Raw genomic sequence first — 26,188 nt, forward strand, 5'->3', positions numbered from 1 at the left:
GGACTAGGGTGGCCGATTTGGGGTTAGAGCCAGCCAGCATTCCCCTCTGGTAGTTACCAATGGCTAGCTCAAAGCGTTCTCTCCCTTCAACCGTGGTCAGCGACACCGTCCAGTCTTTCTCGCGGAATGAAAAGATACGTGCGTCGTAGGTAACGAACCTACGCTTGAACTCTTTAACCGGACGGTTGCGCTGTCTCGCCACTTTGCGAGCGCCTGCCACCCGTCTGCACACCTGTTGAGCCAAGTTACTGGACAAGCCGAACCGGGCTCGAATCTCGTAGTAGCAAAGGGATTGCAGTTTGACCGCGTTGACGATCTTCTCCGGCGTGTTCTGGTTGACCCAGTTCAATGCCTGTACAAAGGCATCCATCGTCGCGTCCAATTTGGCGGCTTGCGACGGGGACACCTTGAGCTTACAGGATATGGTCAGGACTTGGCTCATAAGTTCATTGTACTTCATCAAAGCGCATTCCTCCCGGCAGTGACCCTACGGGTACAGTGCGGGGCTCCTGCGATTTCTAGCTGAGAAGAGAGCAGCACCAGTTCTTGGACAATTTGGTTTGCAGCCTGTAGCTGGCGTGACAGCATGGGATCCCGATTGCGGCAGCGGTGCGGAGCACTTTCAACAGAGGCAACCGAAGGCATGACAGCAAGAGATGGGCTTCCATCAACAAGGAACCAACTTCTGCACAGCCTCTAACCGCCCCAAAGCCCAGCCCCGCCGCTGGAGAAGGGCAAAAGATTCCAGCAAATCCGGCCCCTGCAGATCCCCTGTCAGGGCGGCCCGCAAACTCTTCATCAGCAGGCCCTTTTTCATGTTCTGGCCCTTGGCCACCTGATCCACCAGCGGTTTTAAGCTGTCCGCCGAAACCTGGGGCAGCTCGGCAGCAGCCAACGTGGTGGCCATTGCAGCCATAGCCTCTGCCACCCCAGGCAGGCGCAACTGTTCCAGAGCTGGCAACGTGTAGCTGAGGGGCTCCTGAAACAAAAAGCGGCTGAGCGGAGGAGCCTCTGCCAGGCGGTCGATACCATCGGCAATCAGGCGGGCCACATCTTCTAACCAGGTGGGATCCGGCACCTCGGAAAGGTCAAACCCTGCCGCCTGCCAAAAGGGGGTGAGCCGTTCTACCAGTTCTGGCGGAGAAAGCCGCTTGATGTACTGGCTGTTGATCCAGTTGAGCTTGTCCCAGTCAAAGCGGGCAGCCGCACGGTTAACCCGGTCAAAGTCGAACAGCGCAGCCGCCTTTTCCAAAGAGAAAAGCTCTTCCCCATCCGGGGGCGACCAACTGAGCAAAGCCAAATAGTTCTTGAGAGCTTCCGGCAAAAAGCCCAGTTGCTGGAACTCTGCTACCGAAGTTGCCCCATCCCGTTTGGAGAGCTTTTTCCCCTCCGGGTTCAGGATTAGCGGAGAATGGGCAAACTGGGGAGGTTCGTGGCCAAGAGCACGGTAGAGCAAAATCTGCTTGGGGGTATTGCCGATGTGATCTTCGCCGCGAATCACATGGGTGATGCCCATGTCGATGTCATCCACCACCACTGCCAAGTTGTAGAGAGGGCAGCCATCCGCCCGGGCAATGACCATATCCCCCCCCAAGTCCTGGGTGTTCCAGGTAATGGGGCCGCGAATGAGATCCACCCAAGACACTTCCAGGGGCTCCTCGATTTTGAAGCGGATCACCGGCTGCCGACCCTCGGCTTCGTAGGCCCGTCGCTGGGCTTCGGTGAGAAAGCGGTGGCGGTTGTCGTAGCGGGGGGCTTTGCCGGCGGCCTTCTGGGCAGCGCGCATCTCCTCCAGCTCCGCCTCGCTGACGTAGCAGCGGTAGGCCAACCCTCGATCCAGAAGCTGCTGTACCACCGCTTGATAGCGCTCGATGCGCTTGGATTGGTAGACCGGCCCTTCGTCCCAGTCTAGGCCCAACCAGGCCAGGCCCGCCAAAATGTTGCGGGTGTAGCGGGGCAAAGAGCGGTCGCGGTCGGTGTCCTCGATGCGCAAAATGAACCGGCCACCGTGGCGACGGGCATACAGCCAGTTGAACACTGCCGTCCGGGCGGTGCCGATGTGCAGATTTCCAGTTGGACTGGGGGCAATGCGAACACAAACACTCACAGGTCTAAGGATCCCAAGCAGAGTATCCCGATCCTAGTCGGCGGCGAGATCCTTTGTCATGTTGGCGTTCTATTGGGTTGCAGGCGGTTGCCAATCGAGGCATTTCGAGTAGAATCCGCCTTAGCTGCCGGTCAAAAGGTAGGCTTCATGGGGATCCAAGTCAATGAGCAACGTTCAAACCCCGCTTTTTTCCGGTGTTGAGGAAAAGCTGTAGCGCAGGAGGAATCACAGCACATGCGTCTGACTTCGGCCATTCTTCTGGGTTGTCTATCCGCCGGGATCCCGATTGGATCCGCCTTGGCCCAAATTGCCTATCCTTCCTATCCGGTGGGAGATGCCCTGGATAGGATCCTGTTGGATACAGGCAGGAATGTGGATCCGGTCATTTTCCCTGAGGAGGTGGTGCGCTCCCAGGCCCGGCAGACCACCGCCTTCTTCACCACGCTGCTGAACCAACGCACCAACATCCCACCCCTGCGCTCGCTAGATTTGCCCAGTCCCTATCAGGCTTCGGTTCGTACCCAGGCCGGATATTACCGCGTCACCCAGACAGAGCCCGTTTTGGATTTTGAAATCTTGCGCTAGGCAGGGCAGGTATTCGGGGCCTACTCCAGCACCGGTCTGCTGCTGTCAGAATCCTCCTCCTGTGGGGCGGGGAGTATGTCAAAATGCGGCAAGAACCCTCGAGTGGTCGCGATGATCCCACCGGATGGATCCCCCCTTGCTTCTGTTCCTGCCTGGCATAGCCTCACCCTCGCCGCTGCCATCCAGAAGTTGCAGACCGATCCCGATCGTGGCCTCACCACTCAGCAGGTAATCCAGAGGCAGCGGGAGTATGGCCCCAATGAGCTGATCACCTCCTCTGGCCGTAGCTCCTGGCAAGTCCTGCTGGATCAATTCCGCAACGTCATGCTGCTGATGCTGATCGCCGTAGCGGCGATCTCAGCCACTTTGGACTTGCAAGAAGGCGAGTTTCCCAAAGATGCCCTGGCCATTTTGTTGATCGTTGGCCTTAACGGTGGCCTGGGCTATTTGCAAGAAAGTCGGGCGGAAAAAGCGCTGGCGGCCCTGAAAAAACTGGCCTCCCCTACCGTGCGGGTGGAGCGGGATGGCCTGTGGCAAGAAGTTCCAGCCAGCCAACTGGTGCCGGGGGATCGCGTGCTGCTGGAAGCCGGGGTACAGATCCCAGCCGATGGGCGCTTGGCCGAGGCCGTGAACCTGCAGGTGCGGGAAGCAGCTTTGACCGGAGAAGCCACCCCTGTAACCAAACAGGCAGATTGCGTACTCCCGCCGGACATCGAGCTGGGGGAACGGCGCAACATGGCCTTCATGGGCACCGAAGTGATTCAGGGGCGAGGGATCCTCTTGGTTACTGCCACCGGCATGAACACGGAGCTGGGCAAGGTGGCGAAGCTGCTACAAACGGTGGAAAACGAGCCCACTCCCCTGCAGCGGCGCATGAGCCAACTGGGCAATGTGCTGGTGTCGGGATCCCTGGCTTTGGTGGCCTTGGTGGTGGGGATAGGGCTGCTGCAAGCCGGGAGCATGGCCCCCTTTACCTCGCTTCTGGAAACCTCCTTGAGCATGGCCGTGGCCGTGGTACCAGAGGGGCTGCCTGCGGTGATCACTGTCACCCTAGCCATTGGCACCCAACGCATGGTGCGCCGCCATGCCCTCATCCGCCGCCTGCCGGCAGTAGAGACCCTGGGATCCGTGACCACCATCTGCTCCGACAAAACCGGCACCCTCACGGAAAACAAAATGGTGGTGACCGACATCATTACCCCCGACCGCCATTACCACGTCAGCGGCAGCGGTTACATCCCCAAGGGCTCCTTCTACTGCGGCGGCCAGCTCATGGATCCAGAGAGCGCCCCAGATTTGCAGGCCATCTTGCGGGCCGTGGTGTTCTGCAACGATGCCCTGTTGCAGGCCAGTCTCCAACCTGTTGCCGGGCGTAACCCTCGGTCTGCAGTTTCTTCCCCCCCTTCAACGCCCACCTGGTCCATCCTGGGGGATCCCACCGAGGCCGCCCTGCTGGTGGCAGCCGCCAAGGCCAACCTCCACAAAGGCTCTTTACAGGAGCGCTACCCACGGGTGCAGGAGCTCCCCTTCAGCTCGGAACGAAAACGCATGAGCGTGGTGATCCAAGAAAACGGCGGCTATTGCGTCTACATCAAGGGATCCCCAGAGCTGGTGCTGGAGCGGTGTGATCGCATCCAGAAAGGGGGAACTTGGCAGGAGCTGTCGGAAACCGATCGCCAGGCCATCCTCGGCACCAATAACCGCCTGGCCGCCCAAGGTATTCGGGTTCTGGGGGTAGCCACCCAGAGGCTAGAGCGGATCCCGGACAACGGGGAAGAGGTGGAGCACAACCTGGTTTGGCTGGGCCTGATGGGGATGCACGATGCTCCGCGACCAGAGGCACGAGAGGCCGTGGCCCGCTGCCGAGAAGCTGGGATCCGCACGTTGATGATTACCGGCGACCACCAACTGACAGCTGTTGCCATTGCCCGCCAGCTGGGCATTCTCGAGTCGGAGGATCAGGCGATTGACGGACGCACCCTCTCCCGCCTGAGTTTTGAGGAGCTGCTGCAAACGGTGCAGACGGTCAACGTCTATGCCCGCGTGGCACCCGAACACAAGCTGCGCATTGTCCAGGCCTTGCAAAAGCAAAACGAGTTCGTGGCCATGACCGGGGATGGGGTCAACGACGCCCCTGCCCTGCGCCAAGCGGATATTGGCATCGCCATGGGCATCACGGGCACCGATGTGAGCAAAGAGGCCAGCGATATGGTGCTGCTGGACGACAACTTCGCCACCATCGTGGCAGCCATTGAAGAAGGGCGAGTGGTCTACAGCAACATCCGCCGCTTTGTGAAGTACATTTTGGGCAGCAACATCGGTGAGGTGCTGACAGTGGCTGCTGCCCCCATCCTGGGCTTGGGGGATGTGCCGCTGACACCCCTACAGATCTTGTGGATGAACTTGGTGACCGATGGCCTGCCCGCTCTGGCCTTGGCTTTGGAACCGGCGGAGCCAGGGGTGATGCAGCGCCCCCCCTTCAACCCCAAAGAGAGCATCTTCGCGCAGGGCCTGGGAGCCTACATGGTGCGCATCGGCGTGGTTTTTGCCATCTCCACAATCCTCATGATGGCCATTGTGGAAGCCTACATCCCCCACTGGCGCACGATGGTCTTCACCACCTTGTGTATCGCCCAGATGGGCCATGCGCTGGCCGTGCGCTCCAACGAGAAGCTCACCATCGAGACCAACCCTTTCTCCAACCCCTACCTGCTGGGCGCGGTCCTGACCACTCTGCTCTTGCAATTGGCTCTGCTCTATGTGCCTTTCTTGCGCAGCTTCTTTGGCACAGAGGAGCTAACCCGCACTGAACTTTTGATCTGCTTGGGCTCTAGCACCGTGGTTATGGTCTGGGTGGAGTTGGAAAAACTCTATTGCCGCTGGCGCAAGGGATCCCGCTGAATCTTCACAATTATTTTTCACAATAAAGCATCTTCACAATAAAGAGTCTCTCTCCCTACTGCACCCAGAAACAAAGCTTTGAGCCAAGACTCATTTCCCCAAAAAGCCACTCTTGAGGAATCCTGCCCATTGCATAGAGGCCATTTCCGCAAGTTAGCTGAGCTTCCCCTTTTGACCTCCAAGATAAGCTGGAAAGACTTGCTGGGATACTGTGGAAAGGGGGCAGGAATCTCTGGGTTCTATGCACAGAGAGCTATGGGCGGTAGGGAAAACGGTGGGCCTGGTGGATCCCTCTGGCCTTGCCTTTTGGCTGCTGGGATCCCTCTTCTTGGCTCTCCTGCTGCTTGGCGTCAGCCTGGGGGAAAGTCAGCCGCTTTCTGTCTTCAGAGGGATCCTGGGATCCCTTTCTCGAAGATTTCCCTTCCAACCTCCTAGAGGCACCCCCAGCCCAGAGGCTCGTTTTCGGGCAGCCTTGGAAGCCAGCTTGGATGCTATTTACCTGCTGGAGGCGGTGCGCGATCCCGTTACCCGCGAGATCCGCGACTTTGTCTTTGTGGATGTCAACGCCAAGGGGGAAGAGCTCATTTCCCTCCAGCGCCGGCAGATCATCGGCCAGCGGCTGTGCGAGCTGCTGCCCATCAACCGCTGGGGGGGCTTTTTTGAGAAATACAAGCGAGTGGTGGAAACCGGCATTCCTCTGGAAGAGGAGTTCCCCATTTCGGGGCAGCCGGGCTTGAAGGCCAGTTGGATCCATCACCAAGTGGTGCCGGTGGGCGATGGGATCCTCATCACCAGCCGCGACATCAGCGAGCGGGTCAAGATGGAGCGGGCTCTACAGGAAAGCGAGTCTCGCTACCGCGCCCTCTACGAGGCCATTCCCGACTTGATTTTTGAGCTCAGCGCCGAGGGAGTCATTCTTCATTGCAAGCCTTCCCCTTACGTTCCCACCCGACATCCGCCTGAGTTTTACGTGGGTCGCCGCGCCCAAGACGTGTTTACTGGCTCGCTGAAAGAGCAGTATCCATCTCTGGCGGAGGGGGCCTTGGTCAGCCAGACGCCGCAGTACCTAGAGTACGAAGTTGAGATTGAGCCGGGGATCCGCTGCTATCGGAGAGCCTGCGTTGTCGCTCACGGGAGAGACAAAGTTTACATCCTGGTGCGGGATATCACCGAGCGGAAACAGGCGGAGTTGGCCCTTAGAGAAATGGAAGCCACCCAGCGGGCCATTCTCCAAGCCATCCCCGACCTTATTGTTCGCCTGAATCGCCAGGGCATCTGCCTGAGTTTTATTTCCGGCGGCGATGTCCATCTTGACTGCCCAGCAGAGCGCCACTTAGGTCGATCCCTCCAGGAGATTCTGCCGCTGGAGCTGGCAGAGCAGCGGCTTTTCTATGTTCAGCAGGCTCTGGCCACCCAAACCCAACAGCGCTACGAGTACAGCATTGAAGTCCGAGGGGAGGTACGCCACGAAGAAGCCCGCATTGTCCCTCTCAACAGCCAGGAAGTCCTGGTGATCGTGCGGGATATTACAGAAGCCAAGCAGGCAGAGCTGGCCTTGAAAGCCGCTGAACAGGTGCAGCGAGCCATTCTAGAAGCCATTCCCGACTTGATCTTTCGCCTGGACAGCCAGGGCATCTGCTTGAGCTTTGTCTCCGGGGGCGAGGTTCTTCCCTATGGCTCGCCGGACACCTACGTGGGCCGATCCCTGCAGGAGCTTTTGCCACCGGAGTTGGCCGAGCGGCGGCTTTTCTTTGTTCAGCAGGCTATAGCTACCCAGACGCGGCAGCGCTACGACCAAAGCATCGAGATTGAAGGGGAGACCCGCCACGAAGAGGTGCGCATTGTGCCCCTCAACGCCCAAGAGGTGGTGGTGATCGTCCGCGATGTAACCGACAGGGTGCGATCCCAGCAGGCCGTCCAGGAAAGCGAGCAGAAGTTCCGGGCGCTGTTTGAGAATGCCGCTGTGGCCATCCTCATCCGTCATGCCGAGACCGGCGAGATCCTGGAGGCCATCTCCCAGGCCATTGCGGCCTATAGCTTCTCCAGTTTGGAGGAGCTGCGAGCCTTCGACGCTTCCGAGCAGTCTCCCTATCGCCAGGCTCTTCGGGGCGGGGAGTTCTCGCTGCAGTCCTACTTGGAGCAAGCCCGCCAGCAGGGATCCGCCCGCTTTGAGTGGCAATGGCAGCGGCAGGATGGCCAGGTTGTCTGGGAAGACGTGTTTGTGCAGCCCCTTGTCTTGCGCGGGATCCCGTGTTGGGTGTTTACCGCGGTGGACATCACTGCCCGCAAGTCGGCAGAAGCGGAGCTGGAGCAGTTTTTCTCGGTAGCTCTGGATTTGCTCTGCATTGCCGATGCCCAAGGGTACTTTCGCCGTCTCAACCGCGCCTGGGAGACTACGCTGGGCTATTCTCTGCAGGAGCTGCAGAGCCGACCCTTTTTGGAGTGGGTTCACCCGGAAGATGTCCCCGCCACGCAGGCGGCCATGCAGCAGCTTGTCGAAGAGAAACGGCTGGATCACTTTGTCAACCGCTACCGCACTCAGGACGGCAGCTATCGCTTCATCGAGTGGCGAGCCTCTTTGGCCGGATCCCTGTTCTACGCCGCCGGACGGGATATCACCCTAGCCAAGCTGGCAGAAGAGCAGATGAAAGCAGCCAAGGAAGCTGCCGAAGCCGCCAGCCGGGCCAAGAGCGAGTTCCTGGCCACCATCAGCCACGAGATCCGCACCCCCATCAACGCCATCCTGGGAATGGCTAACCTGCTGCTGGACACCTCTTTGGATCGACAGCAGCAGGATTGGGTGCAGACCATCCGCTATGGAGGCGAGGTGCTGCTGAACCTAATCAACGACATCCTCGATTTCTCCAAGATCGAGTCCCAGAAGCTGGAACTGGAGGAAATACCCTTTTCCTTGCCGCAGTTGGTGGAGGAGCTGCTGGATTTGATGGCCGCCCAAGCCCAGAGCAAGGAGCTGGAGCTGATGGCCTGGGTGGATCCCAACCTGCCGCCAACCTTGATAGGGGATCCGGGCCGCCTGCGGCAAATTTTGGCCAACCTGCTCAGCAACGCCATCAAGTTCACCCCCCAGGGAGAGGTAGTGGTGACGGTCGAGGCAGGGGAGAGGGATCCCGAAAAGCAATGGGTCAACGTTCAGGTGCGGGATACAGGCATTGGCATTCCCCCCGAAAAATTGGATCGCCTCTTCAAGCCCTTCAGCCAGGTGGATAGCTCCATCAGCCGCCAGTTTGGGGGCACCGGCCTGGGCTTGGCCATCAGCCAGCGTCTCTGCCAGCTCATGGGGGGAGCAATCGGGGTGGAAAGTCAGCCAGGCCAGGGATCCACTTTTCGCTTTCGCATCCCCCTAAAGAGGCCAGACCAGGAGCTGTTGCCAACCGCCGCGCCGGATCCGTGCTTGGCCGGCAAGCGGGTTTTGCTGGTGGAAGACAACGCCAGTCAACGGCAGTTGCTATCCCGACTGCTGAGCGCTTGGGGCATGGAGGTAACCTGTTGTGCCTTGGCGGCAGAAGCCCAGGCTGCAGTTAGAACTCGTCCTTTTGACCTGGCCCTTCTGGATGCCACCCTGCCAGACCGGGATGGCTTGACCCTGGCGGCTGACCTGCAGACAGCGCAACCCCGCCTGTTACCGCTAGTGCTGACGGGGCGCAACTTCATCTCCACAGCAGACCCTCTCCCCACTTTGGCCAAGCCGGTCAAAGCCTCCCAACTGCGGAAGCTGCTGCTGGGGCTTGTGGGAGAAAAAGCTCCTTCCTCCTTATCTTCCTCTCCCGCCGCTCCTCCCTCCATTTGGGACGCGACCCTGGCCAGCCGCTACCCGCTTCAGATCCTGGTGGCAGAGGATAACCCGGTTAACCAGAAGGTGATTCGCCTCATGCTGGAGCGATTGGGCTACCGGCCCGACATAGTCGGCAACGGTCTGGAAGCCGTCCAAGCTCTGCGCCTGCGACCCTACGATCTGGTGTTGATGGATATGCAAATGCCGGAGCTGGATGGTCTTGCGGCCACCCGTCGCATCCGTGCTGAGCTGCCCCCTGAGCGCCAGCCTCGCATTGTTGTCCTCACGGCCAATGTGTTTTCGGAAGGCCGTGCTGCCGCCGAAGCTGCCGGGGTGGATGGCTACCTCACCAAACCCTTGGAGCCAGCCGCCCTAGTCCGGGTTCTTCAGGGATCCCCTCCCCTTCCCAAGCCGGCCAGCCAAGAAGAGGATCCGCCCCTCGACCCCGTTATCCTCGCCCAGATGCGGGCAGTCTTCAGCTCTCCAGAAGCCTGGCAGGAGATGATCCAAACCTACCGGCAGGACAGCGAAGCTCTATTGGGATCCCTGCGGCAGGCCCTAGAGCAGCGGGATCCCCAAGCCATTGCTCGGTTGGCCCACCGCCTCAAAGGCGGCAGCAGCACCCTGGGCGCCAAACGTCTGGCCGAGCTGTGTCAGCAGTTGGAAAAGCTGGTTCATGCCGAGCCAGCCAGTTCTGTAAAATGGGATACTATAGAGCAAGCCCTGCAGAAGCTGGAGGTGGCATATCGGCAAGTTATCCTCAGTCTCTGAGTGCAGAGCTTTTCTCCCTCTCCTCTCGATGCCTATGCTGAAGCCCAATCCCCACCCTCCGGCCAGCTCGCCGGCGGTTCCTGAGGCCCAGGCGGGATCCCCCTCTCCTGAAAAGAAGCCGTTGTTGTTGATCGCGGACGATGAGCCCAGCCAGCGAATCTTGGTTCGCTACGCCCTTGAGCGAGAAGGCTACCAAGTCCTGGAAGCCAGCAGCGGCGAAGTCTGTCTGCAGCTAGCCGCTCAACACCCAGTGGATATGGTCTTGCTGGATGCGGTCATGCCGGATGTGGATGGGTTTGAGTGCTGTCGCCGCCTCCATGCTCAAAACTCGGATCTGCCCATTCTCATCGTCACGGCGCTGGAAGATGAGTCCTGCGTGGATGAAGCCTTTGCTGCCGGGGCCAGCGATTACATTTCCAAGCCCATTCGTTGGGCGGTTTTGAAGCGGCGTATCCGTCACCTGATCCAGGCCAGCCAAGCCCAACGCCACCTGCGGGAACTCAACCAAGCCCTAGAAGCCAAAGTGCAGGAACGTACCGCCCAGCTGGCCTGCCAGGTACAGGACTTGCAGCAGCTCAGCCGCCTTAAGGATAGCTTTCTGGCCAGCGTTTCCCACGAGCTGCGCACTCCCCTCACCAAGATCAAGCTGGCCCTGGAACTGTTGGGCCGCACTCCTCTCAACGAGAAGCAGTGCCAATACCACCGCATTGCCCTGGAAGAATGTCAAGCTGAAATCGAGCTAATCAACAGATTGCTGGATCTGCAGAGCCTAGAAGCCAAAGAGTTGGGCTCTGCGGCTGCCGCCATCGATCTCCACAGCCTTTGCACAGGCCTACTCAATGGGGTGCGAGAACGGGCTCAGGCTCGGCAACTGAAGCTGGAGATGGCGGAGCTGACCTCATTCCCGGCAGTGCTCTACAGCTACCCGCAGCGGCTAACCCTGATCCTGAAGGAACTGCTGGAAAATGCCTGCAAGTTTACCCAGCCGGGCGGAACCCTCCGCTTGGAGGTGCAAGCCTTTCCCGGTGGGGTTGAGCTAAGGATTGGCAATACCGCCCAAATCGAGCCTGACCACCTGCCCCACCTTTTCGAGCGCTTTTACCGGGTGCCCTCTGAGGATCCCTGGGCGCAACCGGGCAGCGGCCTTGGACTGGCCTTGGTGAAGCAGTGGGTGGAGTATCTGCAGGGCCAAATCCGGGTCACCAGCCAGAAGGGATGGACTTGGTTTGTCCTTTGGCTGCCCAGCCTAGAGCCCTCCAACCGTTGACGCCCAAAGGCGGGTGGGAGGCAGCGATTGAGACTTTAGTGACCAACGACAGCAGCAGTCTCAGCAGTGGCAAAGGAGGTGCCACACCCACAGCTAGCTATTGCATTGGGGTTCCTGAAGCGGAAACCGCCCCCCAGCAGATCCTCGGAAAAGTCGACGGTGGTGCCGCTGATCAAGGTCATACTCAAGGGATCCACTGCCACCTGGATATCCCCAAAGTCGAAGGTGTGATCGTCAGGGTTGGCCCGAGACTCGAAGTTCATTACGTAAGAGAGGCCAGAGCAGCCGCTCGGCTTGACCCCTAGACGCAGGATGGGCTGGGATCCCTCTTTTTCGTACTTGCTGCGCAGGCGCTTCAACTCTTGGATGGCGCTATCGGTCAGGGTGATCATGACGAGAAGGCTCAAGGGTACGTTCTACTCCCCATCCTATCAAGGGTTTTTTCTCGGCCAGCGGGAGCAGTTGGTAAGCTAGGGATCCCAATCCTTGAGGTCTTGCCCCTGTGACAGATCCCAATGCCATTCGGATCACCTTTTTGGGCACCAGCTCCGGCATGCCCACCCGCCAGCGCAATGTCTCTGGGGTGGCGGTGCAGTTTCCCCAGCGGTCGGAATGGTGGCTGTTCGATTGTGGCGAGGGCACCCAGCACCAGTTGCTACGCCTAGACGAGCTGCGCCCCAGCCAGTTGCGCCGCATTTTCATCACCCACATGCACGGGGATCACATCTACGGCCTGCCGGGGCTGTTGGCCTCCTGTGGCTTGGGCAGCACCCCTGAGCACATCGATATCTACGGCCCGCCGGGCCTGGAAGAGTACCTGAAGGCGGTGTTGCGCTACAGCGAGACGCGCATCCCCTACGGCTTCCGCGTTCACACCGTCGAAACCGGTCTCATCCTGCAAGAGCCGGAATACTCCGTCTTCTGCGCGCCCTTGGATCACCGGGTGCCCGCCTTCGGCTACCGCGTGGTGGAACAGGATCGGCCAGGCAGCTTTAATGTGGCCAAAGCCCAAGCCGATGGGATCCCCTTTGGCCCTCTGTATGGGCAGCTCAAGGCCGGCCAATCCATCATCTGGCAGGGCCGCTGCTTTCACGGACGGGATTATGTCGGGGATCCCATTCCGGGCCGCAAATTCTCCTACTGCACCGACACGATTTTCTGCCGCAATGCTGTTGATCTCTCCCGGGCTGCGGATCTGGTCATCCACGAGGCTACCTACGCTCAGGCTGACTTGGAGCTGGCCCGCCGCTCTAAGCATTCCACCGCCGCCATGGCCGCCCAAGTGGCCGCCGAAGCCAAGGCCCAAGCTTTGATCCTCACCCACTTCAGCCCCCGCTACACCCCAGAAGCCCCCATTACCTTGGAAGACCTACTGGCAGAAGCTCAGGCCATTTTTCCCAATACCCTGCTGGCCCGCGATCGGCTGACCTACGAGATCCCCCGTCGCAGCCCGTCCCCTCTGCCGGTGGGTGTGGGCTTGCCTCGCTAGAATGGTAGAACTGACTGTCTCAACCGGCAATGACGGATCCCAGACCCTACCCCGAACGCCCCCAATTTCCAGAGCGGCCCAAAACCGAACAACTGGATCAAAGTGCTGGCGAGTGGCGAACCTTCAGCGCTTTGCCCCCTGCCACTTCTCTGCCCCCGGTTCAAGCCGAGCGGCCAGTCCCGCAAACGGCTGCTGAGGGGGAAACCCTGCCGAAATTGGCTCCCTGGAGTAAACGGATAGGGGCCTTTGCCCTCGACTTTGGGCTGGGGCTGGGGATCTCCTACCTAGCCCAAGGCTTGGCTGCTCTGGTAGGGGCCAATGCAGGCGCCGTGGACATGACCGGCTATCTCGCCTTCTTCGCCACCTGGCTGGTGAACCGCGGCTATTTCCAATCCCGTCCTGAGGGCCAAAGCCTCGGCAAATGGCTGCTGAACATCAAAACCCTGGATCCCGAAACCGAAGCCTCGCCGCACCTGGTTCGCTCTCTGGCTCGAGAGGGAGTGCTCTCCCTCTTTGTGCTTACAGAGGCCCTGCTGGTGCCTCTGGCTGCGGATGGGCTGTTTGCCGTCTTCGACAAGGAAAAACGCCAAACCATTCACGACCGGGCTGGACGCACCCTGGTCGTGGAAGCGGAGCGGGGCTATCACCTGGATGAAAAAGTCCTGCAGTTTTTGCAGGACATCCTAGAGGGGGACGCTGCTGACGACGTCAAATCGGCTGCTCGCGACCTGCTGCGCCAAGCCCAGCGCAATGACACCGTGCGGGATCTGTCCAAGCAGTTGCAGCGCCTGAGCAAAGATGTGGATCGCAACGCCCGTAGCCTACGGCAACAAACGGGCAAGCAAGTGAAAACTTGGGTTGATTCCGTCAAGGAAAAGTTGGATAATTGGTGATCGCCCTTATTGAGGCAAACCCATATCTCCAGCCTCAGGATCTGGGATTGCAGTTTCCTCATTGCCGTTTACCTTCGTCTTGGGATCCGTCATGGCTAAAGCAAAGGGTGCCCGCATCATCATCACCCTGGAGTGCACCGAGTGCCGCACCAACGTCAACAAACGTTCTCCAGGTGTGAACCGCTACACCACCACCAAAAACCGCCGCAACACAACAGCCCGCTTAGAGCTGAAGAAATTCTGCCCCCACTGCAACCGCCACACCGTCCACAAAGAGATTAAGTAGTTCAAGCCGTTTCGCCGTTCTCCTGACCTATGGTTTACGCTCGCCGCCGCCTGTCTCCCATTAAGCCGGGAGAGCCCATTAGGTACACCGATGTGGAGCTGCTCAAGAAATTTGTTACCGAGCGAGGCAAGATCTTGCCCCGCCGCATCACCGGCCTGACCGCCAAACAGCAGCGGGAGCTCACTGCCGCGATCAAACGAGCGCGCATCATGGGTCTTCTTTACTTTGTCAACAAAGAGGGATAGCTTTCTCCGGATCCCGATGGGCCTGCAGCTTTCGCCGGAACTCCAAGCCCGCTTGTCCCCACCCCTCGATATCGGTGGGGTGAAGGTTTTGAGTCGCGTCTTTCAGGCGCCGCTGTCAGGGGTAACCGACCAAGTCTTTCGAGGGCTGGTGCGCCGTTTTGCCCCCCACAGCTTGGTCTACACGGAAATGGTCAGCGCGACCGGCTTGCACTATGCCCGCCAGTTGCCCCGCATCATGGAGGTCGGCGAGGGGGAGCAGCCTATTGGCATCCAACTGTTTGATTGTCGGCCCGACTTTCTGGCGGAAGCAGCCCGCATGGCTGTGGACGAAGGGGCGACCTTGGTGGACATCAACATGGGCTGCCCGGTGAACAAGATTACCAAAAACGGCGGCGGCTCTTCTCTGCTTCGCGATCCCGACACGGCAGCACGAATTGTGGAGGCGGTGGCCAAAGCGGTGGAGGTGCCCGTAACCGTAAAAACGCGCCTGGGCTGGTCGGATCAGGAGATCAACATTTTGGATTTTGCCCACCGTCTGCAGGAGGCAGGGGCGCAACTGCTCACCCTGCATGCCCGAACACGCGCCCAAGGCTTCAACGGCAAAGCCCGCTGGGACTGGATCCGCCGCGTCAAACAGCACCTGCGCATTCCCGTCATCGCCAATGGGGATATTTTCTCGACAGCCGCAGCGGTGAAGTGTTTGGAGGAAACCGGCGCCGATGGGGTGATGTGCTCCCGTGGCACCATGGGCTACCCCTTTCTGGTAGGGGAGATTGATCACTTCCTGAAAACCGGTCAAGAAAGACCAGCCCCCACTCCCCTGGAGCGAATTCAAATGGCCTTAGAGCATCTGCGCGGTCTCTGGGAGTACAAGGGAGAACGTGGCATCCGTCAGGCCCGCAAGCACATGACTTGGTACATCAAAGACTTTGCCGGAGCCTCTCAATTCCGTGCTCTCCTCTGTCGCATTGAGACGGTGCAGGAAGGGGAGGCTCTGCTTCTTCAAGCCATGGAGCGCTGCCAAGAAGCCACACTTCGACCGGAAGAGACGGTTGAAGCGACTGAAGAGGTCGACCTTCTCCCTGAAGCCGGTTGGGCGTAGCTCCAAGGATCCCCACAATTGGAAATTGCTTGGAAATCGCCGCACGTCTGCCTTGGCTGTAGCCTGTGGCCCCGAAAAAGGCTATTGCGCCTGCTGCTGGGACAGGGCTGCCACCAACTTTTCTCCCATTTCCTGGCAACCCACTAAAGTCATTCCCTCAGAGTAGAGGTCTGGGGTGCGGTACCCTTGCGCCAAAACGGCTTCTACCGCCTGTTCGATGCGGTCGGCAGCTTGCGGCTGATCCAGGGAGTAGCGGAGCATCAGGGCGCCGGAGAGCACCTGGGCAATGGGGTTGGCTTTGTCTTGTCCGGCAATGTCGGGAGCCGACCCATGTACCGGCTCGTATAGGCCGGGGCCAGAGGATCCCAGAGAGGCAGAGGGCAGCATACCAATAGAGCCGGTCAGCATGGCCGCTTCATCGGAGAGGATATCGCCGAAGAGATTGCCCGTGAGGATGACGTCGAACTGCTTGGGCCAGCGCACCAACTGCATGGCGGCATTGTCGATGTACAGGTGGGAAAGTTCCACCTCCGGGTACTCAGCCGCAATGACATTGACCCGCTCCCGCCACAGTTGCGACACCTCGAGAACGTTGGCTTTGTCCACCGAGCAGAGCTTGCGCCGACGCTTGCGGGCCAGCTCGAAGGCAACTCGGGCAATCCGATCCACCTCAGCTTCGCTGTAGACCATGGTGTTCACGCCACGCCGGGATCCCTGGGCATCCGTGAAGATTCCCTTGGGCTGGCCGAAGTAGATGCCCCCCGTCAGCTCCCGCACCACCACCAGGTCGATCCCCGAGATCACCTCTGGCTTCAGGGAGGAAGCCCCCACCAGTTGAGGGAAGACTTTTACCGGGCGCAAGTTGGCAAACAGCCCCAGCCCCGCCCTCAAGCCCAACAAGGCCCGCTCCGGGCGTTTCTCAGGAGGCAGAGCGTCATACTTGAAGTCGCCGACAGCAGCCAGATAAACGGCATCGCTCTCTTGAGCCATTTTCAGGGTTTCTGCCGGCAAGGGATCCCCGGTCTGTTCGTAGGCGGCCCCGCCGATCAGGCCCTCTTGCCACTGAAGAGCAAATCCCATCTGCCGGGCAACTGCATCCAAAACGGCTCGTCCCACCCGCATGATTTCGGGGCCGATGCCATCTCCGGCAAGGGCTGTGATCCGATAGGTTCGAGCAGTTGAAGAAGAAGTGCTCATGAGCGGTCAAGCTGAAGATGAGGGCGTAGAGATACTACCATTTCGGCGGACTGGCCCATCCCTTGGCACACAGGTTTGCAGACAACTCCTCTAAAAAGCTCTCCAAATAACAAAGTGCAGCCTGGCCACCAACCTGCTGCACTCTGATGGTGATTCTGATGGTGATGATGACGATCAACCCATCAAGCGGGAGTCCCAGATGTTCTTTTAGAACAAGCCCAAGGTGACCCACTTATCCAAGGGCAAGGTGGCACCTATGCCCAGGTAGAGGGTGACCAAGGTGCCGATCAGGAACACCGTTGTCGCCACTGGGCGGCGCAAGGGGTTTTGGAACTTGTTGACGTTTTCGATGAAGGGCACAAACAAGAGACCCACAGGAATGGCAGACATCAGAGCAATTCCCAACAGCTTGTTGGGAGCAATCCGCAGGATGTGGAAGGCGGGGTAGAGATACCATTCCGGCAGAATTTCCAGAGGCGTAGCAAAGGGATCCGCCGGCTCCCCTACACCTGCCGGATCCATGACTGACAGGCCAACGATCACTCCAATAGTGCCCAGGATCACCACCGGAAACATAAAGAGCAAATCGTTGGGCCAAGCGGGCTCACCATAGGTCATGTGGCCCATGTTTTTCTTCAGCTTGGCTACAACTTTGGGGTTGTCTAGATCAACCTTGCGGGTAATGGCCTCGGTCGCTATCACCTGTTTTGAGACGGCCATGGGAGTTCTCCTTATCTAGGGACAAAAGTTCTGAAAAAGTGGCAGGTAAAGATCCCAGTTACCAGGAAAGTCAAAGGCGTCTGGGAGTCAAACCTTGCTCACAAAGGCCCAGAAATGCCTTGGCGGCGGATCATCAAAAAGTGCATGGTCATAAAGACTGCGGTCAGCCAGGGTAGCACGAAAGTGTGCAAGCTGTAGAAGCGAGTCAGGGTAGCTTGACCAACCGCTTCGCCACCCCGGATCAGTTGCACCAACAAGTCGCCCACCACCGGAATGGCACTGGGCACACCTGAGACGATCTTGACTGCCCAGTAGCCCACCTGATCCCAGGGCAGGGAGTAGCCGGTAACGCCGAAGGAGACGGTCAGCACCGCCAAGATTACACCGGTTACCCAGGTCAGCTCGCGGGGCTTCTTGAATCCCCCCGTCAGGTAAACCCGGAAGGTGTGTAGGATCATCATCAGCACCATCATGGAGGCACTCCAACGGTGGATGGAGCGCAGCAGCCAGCCGAAGTTCACCTGGGTCATGATGTAGTTCACCGACTCAAAAGCCTCGGCCACCGTCGGACGATAGTAAAACGTCATGGCGAAGCCGGTGGCAAACTGAATTAAGAAGCACACCAGCGTCACCCCGCCGAGGCAGTAGAAGATGTTAACGTGAGGCGGAATGAATTTTCCCGTTGCGTCGTCGACGAAAGGCGTAATCTCCAGCCGCTCGTCCAACCAGTCGTAAACTTTGCTCATAATGTCTGCATTTTTTGAAGTTGGCTCTCGAGGGCGGGGCAAGCCCACTCTCCTCAGCAATGTAACACAATCTTTTAACACTATCCTGGCGCCGGGCTCAGCTTGGGAACCAAGATCTTGATCCCAGTAGGCCAGACGAGCTTTTGATATTGCGTTTTGTTCATGTTTCTTAATGTTTTTTGGGATCGATGGTTGTGCAGAAGCCGAGATACACAGGGATCCTTTGGAGAGGGTGGGGGATCCGCCTTGTCTTGCTTGGGTGTTTGCTCTGGGCGAGTTTGGCCATAGGCCCCTGTCCGGTGCAGGCCAGCCGTTGGGGAGAAGAGCAGCAACTGCTGGCGCAGGCTTGGGCCTACGTGGATCGGGCCTACGTGGATCCGGGGTTTAACGGGCAAAACTGGTGGCAGGTGCGGCAGCGGTTTCTCTCCCGGCCCCTGAAGGAGCGCAAGCAGACTTACCAGGCCATCGAGGAGATGTTGGCCACTCTGGGGGATCCCTTTACCCGCTTTCTGGACAGAGAGCACTACCTCAGCCTGCAGACCTCTACAGCCGGCGAGCTGAGTGGTGTCGGCTTGCAGATTGCTATCGACGAGCAAGGCGCTGTGCGGGTGATTGCCCCCATGGAGGGCACTCCTGCCGAGCAGGCCGGGATCCAACCCCAGGATGAGATTTTGGCGGTGGATCGGGTGCCGGTGGCGGGGCTGAGCCTGGACGAAGTGGCCGAGCGGATGCGGGGGCGCAGCGGCACGCCGGTTACTTTGAAGCTGAGGCGGCAGGATCGCATTTGGGAGGTGGAGCTGGTACGCCAATCGATCACCATCAACCCCGTGCGCACCCGTTTTTTTGAGCTGCCTCAGGGATCGGTGGCCTACATTCGCCTCAGCCAGTTCAACGGCAATGCTGCCGCTCAAGTCCGCCAAGCCATTCGGGCCGCAGAAGCTCAAGGGGTGCGGGGCTACATTCTCGATTTGCGCAACAATCCGGGGGGACTCTTGCAGGCGGCCATTGAGATCGCCCGCTTCTGGATCCCCAAGGGCGACATTGTGCTGGTGACGGATCGCCACGGCATTCAGGACAGCATTCCCGCCACCGGCGAGGTGCTTACAGAGGCGCCGCTGGTGGTCTTGGTAAATCAGGGCAGCGCCAGTGCCAGTGAAGTGTTGGCCGGGGCACTTCAGGACAGTGGGCGAGCCCAACTGGTAGGAACGCGCACCTTTGGCAAGGGTCTGATTCAATCCCTGCTGGAGCTGGCGGATGGATCGGGGCTGGCGGTGACCACGGCCAAGTACCTCACCCCCAGCGGCCACGACATCCATCGCCAGGGGATCCAGCCCGATGTGGTGGTGGCGGAGGGATCCGTTCCTCTGACGGCGGAAACCTTGGCCGGGCCGGAGGACATCCAGCTCCAGCGAGCCCTGGAGTTGTTGGGGCAGCTCCAAGGGATCCGGGTGGCCAAAAGCCCGTGAGGAAGGGGATCCCACGGTAGAACTCAATCGTTGGCATTCAGGATTTGGATTCCTGGTTGTTTTCGATTCGTTTTAGGATCGAAAGCAGGGTTTCCCGTCCAGCGCTGATCTCTGACTCTGTCCGCTCCCGCCCGCATGAACGCTATCCAGCAATTTCACCACTTTTTCAACTGCTGCATTGGAGCTTGGCGCACAGAGCGCACCTACCATTACCTAGACCGTGGCGAGGTGGAGCGCTCCCGCACCGAGTTCACCATTCGCACCCTCACCCCTGAGCTCAAGCACAAGGTGCTCGCCGACAACAACTACCCCAACCACAACGTGGATGGTTTTCTGGGCTTTCACTTGGCTTTTGAGACGGTTTCCGAAAAGGGTGAGGAGGCCGGGCAAGAGCTGAACATGCTGTTCGTCCCTCGGCAGGAAACCCCCTTGGGGCTGCAGGGAGACTACCTGCGGGATCGGGCCTATGAGGAAGATCGCCCGATGGTGGCGACTTTCCGGTTTGATCCCGGATCCCTGCAACTGGTGATGACCACCACCTACACTCGTGTGGTTGCCGTAGATACCATCACTCTACTGAATCCGCGCCTGCGCCTGCGGCAGATCCTTACCTACCAACGTCCCCCTCAGGGTCAGCCTTTGCAGGAGCTGTTGCTGGTGGGGTTTGGGGTAGAACAGAAGCTGACGTGACCTACTCCCGCACTCATGCTGATGCATAGAGGACGGGGCTTCCCGGCGGTCTAGCTAACCTGCGGATCCTGAGCATGACGCTTCCCGAAGACTTGAGATTGTCTCAGCACTTGGCCCTGATCCAGTCGAGGTTCGAGCGAGGACAATATCGGCAGGCGCTAGAGCAGGTTAGGCAGGCCCAAAGCCGCTATCCGCAGTCGGGTAAGCTACGGCTCTGGCAGGCCCTGGCCCAAGAGGCCCTTGGCGAAACGCAGGAGGCCATCCTGTTGGTTCAAACCTTGCTGCGCAACCCAGATCCAGAAGTCGCCCAGCAGGCTCGCTATGTCTTGGGCATCTGGCAAGCCCCTCGTCTGCGACGTTCGGCGGAGTGGTTGAGCGAAATTCCCGATCTCAGCCGGCTGGAGGAAGCTGATCCCCCAGAGTACCGCTTGGCCTATGGGCGCTCCCAACGCAAAGGCCCTTCCCCAAGATCTGGGGATCCCCTCAGCCGCCGGGCAGCGGATCCCCCGTTGGACACTAAGCCCCTCATCTGGGTGTTGATCGGGATCCTCTCGACCCTGCTGGCCGTGATGGCTTGGCTGCCCTAGAGGGGGGTATAACCCTCGCCGCTGCTGGGTTAGTGGGGAGATACTGGGAGTAGAGGAAACGATAGGTCTAGCTCAGGGGAGCGGATCTGCGTCCAGGGATCCCGACAGGCTCCTCGGCAATTGGGGCAGAAAGCGGAGGTTAAGAGTGGCTACACAAACATTGGTGATGGATGCAGTGGAGCAGTTGGGCCTGCGGGTCACGCTGGGAGATATTGCATCCAGCACGGGCTTGGCTCTACACGAGGCCAAACAAGAGCTGCTGAATTTGGCCCAAAAGGCGGAGGGGCATCTCCAGGTTTCCCGGCAGGGGGAGATTACCTATGTTTTCCCGCCGGATTTTCGCAGCATTCTCAAGCGCAAGGAGCAGCAGGATCGGCTAGCAGCCCTGCGTCGCCGGTTGTGGGGGGGCTTCCTCTATGGGTTGCGCATCTCCTTTGGCATTCTGCTGGTGGTGTCAATTGTCTTGATCGTCCTGGCGTTGATTGCCTTGCAGATGGCCAGTAGCCGCGAGCAGGACAATCGCAGCCGATCGCGGGGGATAGGGTTTTATTACTTCCCCAACCTTTGGATCGGCAACCCCTTCTGGGATCCTTACCCCTACTATGGGAGCTACTCCGGTCGGACGCGCCCCCGCCAGCCGCAAAAATCCGAGCTGAACTTCCTGGAAGCGGTGTACAGCTTCCTCTTTGGGGACGGGGATCCCAATGCCAACCTGGAGGAGGAGCGCTATGCCCTCATTGGCCAACTGATTCGTGCCAATGGGGGGGTGATCGCAGCGGAACAGGTGTTGCCCTACCTGGATGTGGAGCCGGGATCCCCGGCCTTGGAATACGAAGATTACATGCTGCCCATTTTGCTCAAGTTCGACGGTCAGCCGGAGGTCAGCGAGGACGGGGACATTGTCTACCGCTTTCCGGAACTGCAGGTGGCCGCCTCAGAGCGTGAGCCCAAGAGGATCCCCGAAGTGTTGCAGGAGAAACCTTGGGTGTTCAGCCGGGCCACGCCTGGTCAACTGACCCTGGCAGGGGGTTTGGGAGTTCTCAATTTCTTTCTGGCCGCCATTCTCTATGGGGCACGGGAAGAGGTGGCAGCGGCAGCCGGCAGCAATGCTTTTTTGGCCTTCATCTACCCGTTGATCGGCTTCCTCTTCCTCTACGGCACGCTGTTTTTGGCGGTGCCCGCCGTTCGCTGGCTAGCCTTGCAAATCCGCAACCAGGGGGTGGAGCATCGCAATCGTGTCCGGCAGCTTTGGCGAGAGCATCTGCAGCATCCCACAGAGGCGCTGCTGCGCAAACTTAGCTTTGCCCGCCGCTTCCGCCGTCAGGAAGTTGTGCCAGAGTCAGACACCATTTACTCAACCGATCGGGATTTGATCGAGCAGCGGGACTACCGTCTGGACGAGCCGGCATTCCGCCAACTTTTGGAATCCGAAGCTCAGCAGGAGTACCCGGAAACCGAACAAGTGCGCAAGCCGCGTCCCCTCTAGAGAGGTCATGGCCGTTGGGCAAACTCCCGGTCTACCGTTTAGGCCGAGACAGATTCGAGTTTCTTGGCCAGCCGGCGAATCCAGCGCTTAGGTTTGCTTGGACTTCTTTCTCCCCAGGAGAACTCACAACAACCACTCGGAGACTCGCTCCCCCACCTTCTGCAAATCCAGAGGAATGGCCACCGCCTTGCCCATACGAGGTCTCTGACGGGTGGACTCGATCTCCCGACGCACCGCTTCCCACACCCCCCAAGCCTGCAAATGGGCCAGCACGTTCTCCAAGTGGGCCAAATACTCGGCCTCGCTCAAGGGGAAGGAGGGCTGCTCCAGATAGCGCCACATCACCAGCAACACCACCTTCTGCTGGATACGCCGCAGCTGCACGTCGTAGGAATAGCCCCACTTCTCGCGCAACAAAGCTTGAAAGTCGGATCCCTTCATCAGGACTGCTTGAGACTGGCTTGGATCTGGCTCCAACCTTGCCGGGTGGGCCGCTCACCTTGGGAAGAAAGGCTACGGCCTCTTCCAGCGTTGCATTTCTTAACGATATTGGCCAGAGGGGTCGGTTAGGATGATGTCGCTTGTCAACGAACGTTAAAACTTCTCAGGTTTGCATTTGCCATTATGACGGAAGCGGTTAGCAACTTTGAAGCGCCCCCCATGAGCCGGCGGGTTCTTCTCAATGCCCTGCTCAGCGGCTCTGTGGGAGTCGTAGTGGTGGGCGCCCTCTACCCGGTGGTGAAGTACTTTATCCCGCCCTCTTCCGGTGGAGGGGGTGAGGGTCTCATAGCTCAGGACGCTCTCGGCAAGCCCATCAGTGTCAGTGAGCTGTTGGCCACCCATGCTGCCACGGACCGGGTGCTGGCCCAAGGTTTGAAAGGGGATCCCACCTACATCGTGATCGACAACGGGGCGGTGGCCAACTATGGCCTCAACGCGGTTTGCACCCACCTTGGCTGCGTGGTGCCCTGGAATGTGGGGGAAAATTTGTTTAAGTGCCCTTGCCACGGATCCCAGTACGCGGCCAATGGCAAGGTGATTCGGGGGCCGGCTCCCCGCTCGCTGGAGCTGGTGAGCGCCACGGTGGATGGCGACAACGTTCGCTTCAGCCCCTGGCAAGGCCCTGATTTCCGGGAGACCTAAAGGGCAAGGGATCCCGCCAGTTCTGCCCAGGCAATTGCGTCAGCGGTGCGGAGCACCTTTCCAGTCCAACTGTTGACCGGCCCCTGATCTCCCTGATCTAGAAGGATGGTGAGGTAAGGATCCTGGCTGTGCCGGCTTTTGCCAAGGGATTTGGGGCAAGTCGTCGAGATGGCTATTTCAAGACTGTGTCCTAAAGCTGTGATTGAAATCCATTCTGAGCTGAGAGTTATGAAGCGAATTGGCTTAGTCTTCTGCGCGCTGCTGCTGCTGCTGGGGATGGGGGCACGTCCGGCGGCAGCCTACCCCTATTACGCCCAGATGGCCTACGACAACCCCCGCGAGGCGACCGGAAAAATTGTCTGTGCCAACTGCCACCTGAACGCCATGCCCACTCGCGCCGAGGTGCCCCAGGCAGTCACCCCCGGCCAGGTGTTTACCATCAAAGTTGGGATCCCTTATGACCTGAGCAAGCAGCAGGTGCTGGCAGACGGCAGCAAGGGTGGGTTGAATGTGGGCGCGGTGGTGGTCTTGCCGGAGGGCTTCCGTTTAGCCACCGAAGCCGAGATGACCGAGGAACAACGGCAAGAAACTGCCGAGACCTACATCACCCCCTACAGCGACGCGAAGCCCAACATCCTCCTGGTCGGGCCTTTGCCGGGCGAGCAGCATCAAGAAATCGTCTTCCCGGTGGTGGCCCCTGACCCGAAAGAGGATCCCTCGGTGGCCTTCATGAAGTATCGCGTTTACATTGGGGCCAACCGGGGTCGCGGTCAGCTCAACCCCGACGGCAGCCTCAGCAACAACAACGTCTTCCGCGCCCCAGCCACGGGGCGTCTAGTCAACATCGCCACCCTCAACTCCGATATCAGCGATCTGCCGGCTGAATTGGCCAGCCTGGTGCCCCCGGAATACGAGCTGCCGGGCACGAGAGTTCTCAGCTTCGAGACCGAAAGCGGGATCCAAAACCTGGTGGTGCCGCCTGGGCCGGAACTGGTGGTTGCCGTTGGCGACAGCGTCAAAGAAGGGGATCCCGTCACCAACAATCCCAATGTGGGCGGCTTTGGCCAGGTGGAGCGGGATCTGGTGCTGCAAAGCCCGGAGCGGGTGAAATGGCTGGTGGCTTTCCTGGCAGCCGTTACGATTGCCCAGCTCTTATTGGTGCTCAAGAAAAAGCAGGTGGAGCTCATTCAAGCCGCCGAAATCCTTGGCTAGCTCAAGCTCTTTCCTGGCCTGCACCTCGGAGGTATCCGAGGTGTTTTTTGTTCGGTAGGGTTCTAAGGTAGCCTCAGCTCTCCTCTGATCACCTGCACAGCCTGCCCGGCAATCTCCACGCGAGAGCCGAGATCGCGACACCAGAGCTCCCCGCCGCGGCTGGATAGCTGGTGGGCCTGTAACTCAGAGCGACCCAGGCGTTTGGCCCAATAGGGCATCAAAAGACACTGGGCGGATCCCGTCACTGGATCTTCCGGGATCCCCAGCCGAGGGGCAAAAACGCGGCAGACAAAATCCGGCCCATTCCCCAGAGCCGCCCCAGAGGCTGTGACGATCAACCCCGGAACGGGGAGTGCTTGAACCTGGGCCAGATCCGGTTGCACCTGCTGCACCTGTCCCGCCGAAGCCAGCACCGCCACCCCCATACCCCCGCGGTACAGCTCCACAGGTGGGATCCCCAAAGCCGCTGCCACCTGCTCCTTGGCTTCTGGCCAAGGTTCCGGGGTTTGAGCAGGAAAATCCATGGCCAGGCGATCCCCCTGCCGCCGCACCTGCAACAGGCCACTGCGGGTGGAAAAGGCTACCCTCTCCGCCTCAGGATGCACCTCGGTGAACAGCACATGGGCACCAGCCAAGGTGGCGTGGCCACAGAGATCCACCTCCGTCGTCGGCGTAAACCAGCGCAGCCCATAGTGGGGAACCTCGCCCTGGGATCCCTGGGGAAGTAAAAAAGCCGTCTCCGACAAATTGTTCTCTGCGGCAATGGCCTGCATCAGCGCCTCTGGCAACTCCTGGGGCAGCAGACACACCGCTGCCGGATTGCCGCCGAAAGGCACCGCCGTAAATGCATCCACCTGAAACAACGGGATCCACACCTTCTCAACCCAGCCCAACTCAGGCCATGATCCCACACCGGCACCAAAAGTAGGGGGATCCGCACCCCGACCGTACCCGCCAAAAGCGGGATCCCGCTGACAAAGGCTATTGTCAGGCCAGAAAGTTGGCTGATAAACTAGCACTCGTAAGTCGAGAGTGCTAAGTCGCTTCCCCTCGGGAAGCGGAATTAATGGAAATTCGTTAGGATCACGGAGGACATTCGTCATGGCTGCAGTGGCTCTTAACGTCTCTACCCTGAAGCCGCTGGGCGACCGCGTGCTGGTCAAAATCGCTCAGCAGGACGAGAAAACCGCAGGTGGGATCTTCTTGCCGGACACTGCCAAGGAAAAGCCCCAGGTGGGGGAAGTGGTTGCTGTTGGCCCTGGCAAGCGCAACGACGAGGGCAAGCTGATCCCGATGGAACTGAAAGCCGGCGACAAAGTGCTCTACTCCAAGTATGCCGGAACCGAAGTCAAGCTGGGCAGCGATGAATATGTGCTGTTGGCCGAGCGGGACATTCTCGCCATTGTTCAGTAATGGTCAGTGATTCAGCAGCAGTTCAACGAACGATTGAATCCTTGAGACTCTGTTTCACCCTTACCTGCATTTGCATCGGAGAGGTTGAC

General features: G+C 59.4%; 23 protein-coding genes and 1 pseudogene. 16 read left to right on the forward strand and 8 right to left on the reverse strand.

The window, feature by feature from the left end; translation table 11 throughout:
- Both NW838_RS02390 and gltX read right to left on the reverse strand, forming a co-directional pair.
- Window positions 1-442, reverse strand: a pseudogene (locus NW838_RS02390) (RNA-guided endonuclease TnpB family protein); the annotation flags it as partial.
- Window positions 443-667: 225 nt separating this feature from the next.
- Window positions 668-2,107: a glutamate--tRNA ligase gene (gene gltX, locus NW838_RS02395; protein WP_011433283.1), complete on the reverse strand. Its 1,440-nt coding sequence runs from the start codon at window positions 2,105-2,107 to the stop codon at window positions 668-670.
- A gap of 234 nt (window positions 2,108-2,341) precedes the next feature.
- On the opposite strand from gltX, the gene NW838_RS02400 reads away from it, so the two are divergent.
- The 4 genes from NW838_RS02400 to NW838_RS02415 all read left to right on the forward strand — a co-directional run bounded on the left by NW838_RS02400 (window position 2,342) and on the right by NW838_RS02415 (window position 11,424).
- Entirely contained in the window at window positions 2,342-2,692 is a 351-nt protein-coding gene (locus NW838_RS02400; protein ID WP_414356105.1) for a hypothetical protein, read from the forward strand.
- 111 nt (window positions 2,693-2,803) lie between these two features.
- Complete coding sequence (locus tag NW838_RS02405) at window positions 2,804-5,593, forward strand: cation-translocating P-type ATPase (RefSeq protein ID WP_414427443.1); 2,790 nt, start codon at window positions 2,804-2,806, stop codon at window positions 5,591-5,593.
- A gap of 241 nt (window positions 5,594-5,834) precedes the next feature.
- Window positions 5,835-10,157: a PAS domain S-box protein gene (locus tag NW838_RS02410; protein WP_414427435.1), complete on the forward strand. Its 4,323-nt coding sequence runs from the start codon at window positions 5,835-5,837 to the stop codon at window positions 10,155-10,157.
- 34 nt (window positions 10,158-10,191) lie between these two features.
- Complete coding sequence (locus NW838_RS02415) at window positions 10,192-11,424, forward strand: response regulator (protein ID WP_414427436.1); 1,233 nt, start codon at window positions 10,192-10,194, stop codon at window positions 11,422-11,424.
- 35 nt (window positions 11,425-11,459) lie between these two features.
- Here the strand turns inward: NW838_RS02415 and NW838_RS02420 are convergent, their stop codons facing one another.
- Window positions 11,460-11,831 carry a HesB/IscA family protein gene (locus NW838_RS02420; RefSeq protein ID WP_414356101.1) on the reverse strand — a complete coding sequence of 124 codons (372 nt, stop codon included), beginning with the start codon at window positions 11,829-11,831 and terminating at the stop codon, window positions 11,460-11,462.
- Window positions 11,832-11,944: 113 nt separating this feature from the next.
- Here NW838_RS02420 and NW838_RS02425 point away from each other — a divergent pair, with 113 nt between their 5' ends.
- The 5 genes from NW838_RS02425 to dusB all read left to right on the forward strand — a co-directional run bounded on the left by NW838_RS02425 (window position 11,945) and on the right by dusB (window position 15,439).
- A complete protein-coding gene (locus NW838_RS02425) occupies window positions 11,945-12,913 on the forward strand; it encodes a ribonuclease Z (protein ID WP_041437346.1) in 969 nt (322 codons plus the stop codon).
- Window positions 12,914-12,942: 29 nt separating this feature from the next.
- Complete coding sequence (locus NW838_RS02430) at window positions 12,943-13,806, forward strand: RDD family protein (protein WP_414356098.1); 864 nt, start codon at window positions 12,943-12,945, stop codon at window positions 13,804-13,806.
- A gap of 91 nt (window positions 13,807-13,897) precedes the next feature.
- Window positions 13,898-14,092, forward strand: coding sequence for a 50S ribosomal protein L33 (rpmG, locus tag NW838_RS02435; RefSeq protein ID WP_011433240.1), 195 nt, complete (start codon window positions 13,898-13,900; stop codon window positions 14,090-14,092).
- A gap of 29 nt (window positions 14,093-14,121) precedes the next feature.
- On the forward strand, window positions 14,122-14,337 hold the full coding sequence (gene rpsR / locus NW838_RS02440; RefSeq protein WP_011433239.1) for a 30S ribosomal protein S18: 216 nt from the start codon (window positions 14,122-14,124) through the stop codon (window positions 14,335-14,337).
- A gap of 16 nt (window positions 14,338-14,353) precedes the next feature.
- Window positions 14,354-15,439, forward strand: a complete 1,086-nt coding sequence (dusB, locus tag NW838_RS02445; protein WP_414427437.1) for a tRNA dihydrouridine synthase DusB — start codon at window positions 14,354-14,356, stop codon at window positions 15,437-15,439.
- A gap of 81 nt (window positions 15,440-15,520) precedes the next feature.
- Here the strand turns inward: dusB and leuB are convergent, their stop codons facing one another.
- The 3 genes from leuB to petB all read right to left on the reverse strand — a co-directional run bounded on the left by leuB (window position 15,521) and on the right by petB (window position 18,102).
- The gene (gene leuB, locus NW838_RS02450) at window positions 15,521-16,636 is read right to left on the reverse strand and encodes a 3-isopropylmalate dehydrogenase (protein ID WP_414341994.1); all 1,116 of its coding nucleotides are present in this window, start codon (window positions 16,634-16,636) and stop codon (window positions 15,521-15,523) included.
- Window positions 16,637-16,843: 207 nt separating this feature from the next.
- Window positions 16,844-17,356: a cytochrome b6-f complex subunit IV gene (gene petD, locus NW838_RS02455; RefSeq protein ID WP_011433236.1), complete on the reverse strand. Its 513-nt coding sequence runs from the start codon at window positions 17,354-17,356 to the stop codon at window positions 16,844-16,846.
- Between the two features lie 98 nt (window positions 17,357-17,454).
- A complete protein-coding gene (gene petB, locus NW838_RS02460; protein ID WP_041436518.1) occupies window positions 17,455-18,102 on the reverse strand; it encodes a cytochrome b6 in 648 nt (215 codons plus the stop codon).
- Window positions 18,103-18,290: 188 nt separating this feature from the next.
- Between petB and NW838_RS02465 the strand changes: the two genes are divergently transcribed.
- The 4 genes from NW838_RS02465 (at window position 18,291) to NW838_RS02480 (ending at window position 22,331) form a co-directional block, all read left to right on the forward strand.
- Complete coding sequence (locus NW838_RS02465; protein WP_414427438.1) at window positions 18,291-19,568, forward strand: S41 family peptidase; 1,278 nt, start codon at window positions 18,291-18,293, stop codon at window positions 19,566-19,568.
- A 135-nt stretch (window positions 19,569-19,703) separates the two neighbouring features.
- Window positions 19,704-20,258: a phycobiliprotein lyase gene (locus NW838_RS02470; RefSeq protein WP_414356093.1), complete on the forward strand. Its 555-nt coding sequence runs from the start codon at window positions 19,704-19,706 to the stop codon at window positions 20,256-20,258.
- A 74-nt stretch (window positions 20,259-20,332) separates the two neighbouring features.
- Window positions 20,333-20,845: a tetratricopeptide repeat protein gene (locus tag NW838_RS02475; protein ID WP_414417755.1), complete on the forward strand. Its 513-nt coding sequence runs from the start codon at window positions 20,333-20,335 to the stop codon at window positions 20,843-20,845.
- Window positions 20,846-20,990: 145 nt separating this feature from the next.
- Window positions 20,991-22,331: a hypothetical protein gene (locus NW838_RS02480; RefSeq protein ID WP_414427439.1), complete on the forward strand. Its 1,341-nt coding sequence runs from the start codon at window positions 20,991-20,993 to the stop codon at window positions 22,329-22,331.
- A gap of 123 nt (window positions 22,332-22,454) precedes the next feature.
- On the opposite strand, the gene NW838_RS02485 is transcribed toward NW838_RS02480, so the two are convergent.
- Window positions 22,455-22,772 carry a DUF3067 family protein gene (locus tag NW838_RS02485; protein WP_414356090.1) on the reverse strand — a complete coding sequence of 106 codons (318 nt, stop codon included), beginning with the start codon at window positions 22,770-22,772 and terminating at the stop codon, window positions 22,455-22,457.
- 183 nt (window positions 22,773-22,955) lie between these two features.
- Here NW838_RS02485 and NW838_RS02490 point away from each other — a divergent pair, with 183 nt between their 5' ends.
- Both NW838_RS02490 and NW838_RS02495 read left to right on the forward strand, forming a co-directional pair.
- Window positions 22,956-23,474, forward strand: coding sequence for a cytochrome b6-f complex iron-sulfur subunit (locus NW838_RS02490; RefSeq protein WP_414351678.1), 519 nt, complete (start codon window positions 22,956-22,958; stop codon window positions 23,472-23,474).
- A 228-nt stretch (window positions 23,475-23,702) separates the two neighbouring features.
- Window positions 23,703-24,686 carry an apocytochrome f gene (locus NW838_RS02495; protein WP_414356089.1) on the forward strand — a complete coding sequence of 328 codons (984 nt, stop codon included), beginning with the start codon at window positions 23,703-23,705 and terminating at the stop codon, window positions 24,684-24,686.
- 62 nt (window positions 24,687-24,748) lie between these two features.
- Here the strand turns inward: NW838_RS02495 and NW838_RS02500 are convergent, their stop codons facing one another.
- Entirely contained in the window at window positions 24,749-25,579 is an 831-nt protein-coding gene (locus tag NW838_RS02500) for a PhzF family phenazine biosynthesis protein (protein ID WP_414427440.1), read from the reverse strand.
- Between the two features lie 208 nt (window positions 25,580-25,787).
- On the opposite strand from NW838_RS02500, the gene groES reads away from it, so the two are divergent.
- Entirely contained in the window at window positions 25,788-26,099 is a 312-nt protein-coding gene (groES, locus tag NW838_RS02505; protein ID WP_011433225.1) for a co-chaperone GroES, read from the forward strand.
- The last annotated feature ends 89 nt before the right edge of the window (window positions 26,100-26,188 follow it).

Source organism: Synechococcus sp. R55.2, assembly GCF_047462075.1.
In the GTDB taxonomy this organism is placed as follows: domain Bacteria; phylum Cyanobacteriota; class Cyanobacteriia; order Thermostichales; family Thermostichaceae; genus Thermostichus.